The organism is Skermanella sp., assembly GCF_059503625.1.
Map to the genome: position 1 here is coordinate 1 of NZ_JCACHA010000251.1, position 3,163 is coordinate 3,163.

4 protein-coding genes are annotated in these 3,163 nt (G+C 65.2%); 3 read left to right on the forward strand and 1 reads right to left on the reverse strand.

Going from position 1 to position 3,163, the window contains the following annotated elements:
• Positions 1–158 precede the first annotated feature (158 nt).
• Positions 159–413, reverse strand: a complete 255-nt coding sequence (locus AC5JJ6_RS06025) for a DUF1127 domain-containing protein (protein WP_496041175.1) — start codon at positions 411–413, stop codon at positions 159–161.
• Between the two features lie 170 nt (positions 414–583).
• Between AC5JJ6_RS06025 and AC5JJ6_RS06030 the strand changes: the two genes are divergently transcribed.
• From AC5JJ6_RS06030 to AC5JJ6_RS06040, 3 genes are all read left to right on the forward strand, one after another.
• Complete coding sequence (locus AC5JJ6_RS06030) at positions 584–1,522, forward strand: transcriptional regulator GcvA (protein ID WP_496041176.1); 939 nt, start codon at positions 584–586, stop codon at positions 1,520–1,522.
• Positions 1,523–1,572: 50 nt separating this feature from the next.
• Entirely contained in the window at positions 1,573–2,814 is a 1,242-nt protein-coding gene (locus AC5JJ6_RS06035; RefSeq protein WP_496041177.1) for a CaiB/BaiF CoA transferase family protein, read from the forward strand.
• 57 nt (positions 2,815–2,871) lie between these two features.
• On the forward strand, positions 2,872–3,163 hold a 292-nt coding region (locus tag AC5JJ6_RS06040; RefSeq protein ID WP_496041178.1), incomplete at its 3' end, for a DUF6152 family protein.

Here is a 3,163-nt window from a genome sequence, read left to right on the forward strand (position 1 = left end):
AAGACGGGCGGCGCTATCTGCCGCGCCTGACCAGCGCCCTCGACGAGATCGCCTCTGTCACCGACGATCTGATGGGCGAGAGAACCGGGTCCGACCGGCCCGGCTCCCACGTGTAGACTCGCAGCTTTAATAGAATACCTGCGTCGACCGGACCGATGTCAATCGCGCCAGAACGGCTTGGCGGTTTCATGCTCGAGGTCGGCGCGGGACAGACCTATATCGCGTAACAGGTGATCGTCCATCTCGCCGAGACGGTGACGCTGACGGGCACGTTCCTGCCAGTCGAGCAGGGTGTCGGATACCCGTATGATCAGGGTCGCAAGACCCTTGAGGCTGATGTCGTTGTACGGAGCGGGACGGGCTGCAGTGCGAAGACCGGACGGTGCGCAGGACTTCTGAATGCCAACAGTCATCTGAAGCTCTCCTTATGCGAAAGCGGGACCGAAGCGGTTCCGGTCCCGGCCGGTAGCGTCGTGAAGCATCTTCGTGTTGAGCCAATATTTGCGCGACCCGGTTCTTGCGCACAAACGACGCTTTCTCATAGAATCGATTAGAAAAGCTAATCTGATGAAGGGCTGAGCCGATGGGCCGCCGACTGCCGCCACTGAACGCCATCCGAGCTTTCGAGGCCGCCGCGCGGCACCTCAGTTTCACCCGCGCCGCCGAGGAACTGAACGTCACCCAGGCAGCGATCAGCCACCAGATCAAGGGTCTGGAAGACGTCCTCGGCATTCCGCTGTTCCGCCGCCTCAACCGCGCCCTGATGCTGACGGAGGCCGGCCAGTCGTATCTGCCGCCGCTGCGGGAGGCGCTGGACCAGATCGCGGATGCCACCGCGCGGCTGAAGACCGCCGACAGCGGCGGCGCGCTGACGATCAGCACGCTGGCCTCCTTCGCCGCCAAGTGGCTGGTGCCGCGCCTGCCCCGCTTTCAGGAGCGGCATCCGGAAATCGACGTGCTGATCTCCACGACGGCGCAGATGGTCGATTTCGCACAGCAGGACGTCGATGCGGCGATCCGCTTCGGACGCGGCGGATGGGAGGGCGTGCGGGCCGACCGGCTTCTGACCGAAGACATCTTCCCCGTCTGCGCCCCCAGCCTGCTGGAGGGATCGAAGCCCCTGCTGAAGCCGGACGATCTGAGCGGGTTCACCCTGCTCCACGACGATTTCCTGTACGGCTGGACCATGTGGCTCCAGGCGGTCGGCGCGCAGGGAGTGGACGCGGCGCGGGGTACGCGGTTCACCGATTCGGCGCTGGTGCTTCAGGCGGCGATGGCGGGGCAAGGGGTGGCGCTGGCGCGCCGGGTGCTGGCGGCGGACGATCTGGATGCCGGCAGACTGGTATCGCCGTTCGACATCAGCCTGCCGAGCGAGCTTGCCTATTACTTCGTGGCGCCACCCCGCTACTTCGAGCGGCCCAAGGTAGCGGCTTTCTACCATTGGGTCTGTGCCGAGGCGCGCGACTACCGGGAAGCCGCCGAGCGGGCGCGGCTTGTCAATGTGCCGGAGCAATCCCTATAACCGGCTGGTCCCGAACCAAAGTTCCTCCCTCAGCCGGAAGCACCGCCGCCATGACAACGCCCGCCGACCGCCCCGCCGCCACCGGACCGCTCGCCGGCCTGAAGGTGTTCGACATGACGCGGGTGCTGGCCGGCCCCAGCGCCACCCAGATCCTGGGGGATCTCGGCGCGGATGTCGTCAAGGTCGAACGGCCCGGTCAGGGCGACGACACGCGGAAATGGGGTCCGCCCTATATCCGGAATGCCGAGGGCGAGAACACGACGGAGAGCGCCTATTATCTGTCCGCCAACCGCAACAAGCGGTCGATCACGCTGGACTTCACCAAGCCGGAGGGTCAGGCGCTGGCGCGGCGGATGGTGGCGCGGAGCGACATCGTGCTGGAGAACTACAAGGTCGGGACGCTCAAGCGCTACAATCTGGCCTACGAGCAGTTGAAGGACGAGTTTCCGGGGCTGGTCTATTGCTCGGTCACCGGGTTCGGGCAGACGGGTCCCTATGCGCCCCGCGCCGGATACGATTTCCTGGTGCAGGCCATGGGCGGGATCATGAGCATCACGGGCGAGCCGGACGGCGACCCGCAGAAGCTGGGCGTCGGCATCGCCGACCTGATGACGGGGATGTACGGGCTGGTGGCAATTCTGGCCGCACTCCGGCACCGCGATCAGACCGGCAAGGGCCAGCATATCGACATGGCCCTGCTGGATACCCAGGTGGCATGGCTGTCCTATGCCGGCCAATACTTCCTGACCAGCGGACAGCAGGTTCCGCGCATGGGCAATGCCCATCCGACCATCGTGCCGTACGAGGCTTTTCCGGCGGCGGACGGCTATGTGATCCTGGGCGTCGGCAATGACGGGCAGTATGCCCGTTTCTGCGAGTTCGCCGGCCGGCCGGAGTTGGCGACCGATCCCCGGTTCACGACCAACGAGGCGCGGGTGAACAACCGGCTGGAACTGATCCCGATGCTTCGGGAAATCATCTCGCAGCAGCCTCGCGACCATTGGCTGACGGGCCTTGCGACGCTGGGCGTGCCGTGCAGTCCGATCAACCGGGTCGATCAGGTCTTCGAAGATCCCCAGGTCAAGGCACGCGGCATGGAGATCGAGATGCCGCATCCGCTGACCCCTGATCCGATCCACCTGATCGGCAGTCCGATGAAGTTTTCCGAAACGCCGGTCGATTACCGCTTTGCTCCGCCGACCTTGGGCCAGCACACCGACGAGGTGCTGAAGGAATGGCTCGGCCTCGATCCCGAAACCATCTCGAAGTTGCGCAGCGACGGTATCGTTTAAACCGGATGCGGCCCCATATAGGCGCTTCATCAGCAACCGCCGAAAAGGGAGGCCGCGATGTCCCCACACCAGGCAAAAGCCGCCACAGGCGCCGCACTCATCCTGGTATCTCTCGCCTTCGCCGCCGTTCCGGCGCTGGCGCACCATGGCTGGGGCAGCTACGACAGCACGACCCTGACGACGCTGGAGGGAACCGTACAGTCCGTCTCGTTCAGCAACCCGCACGCTTCGGCACAGCTCGAAGCGCAGGGAAAGGTCTGGACCATCGTGCTGGCGCCGCCGTCCCGGATGTCGAGCCGGGGTCTGCCGGACGGTACGTTGAAGTCGGGCCAGACGGTCAGCCTCGACG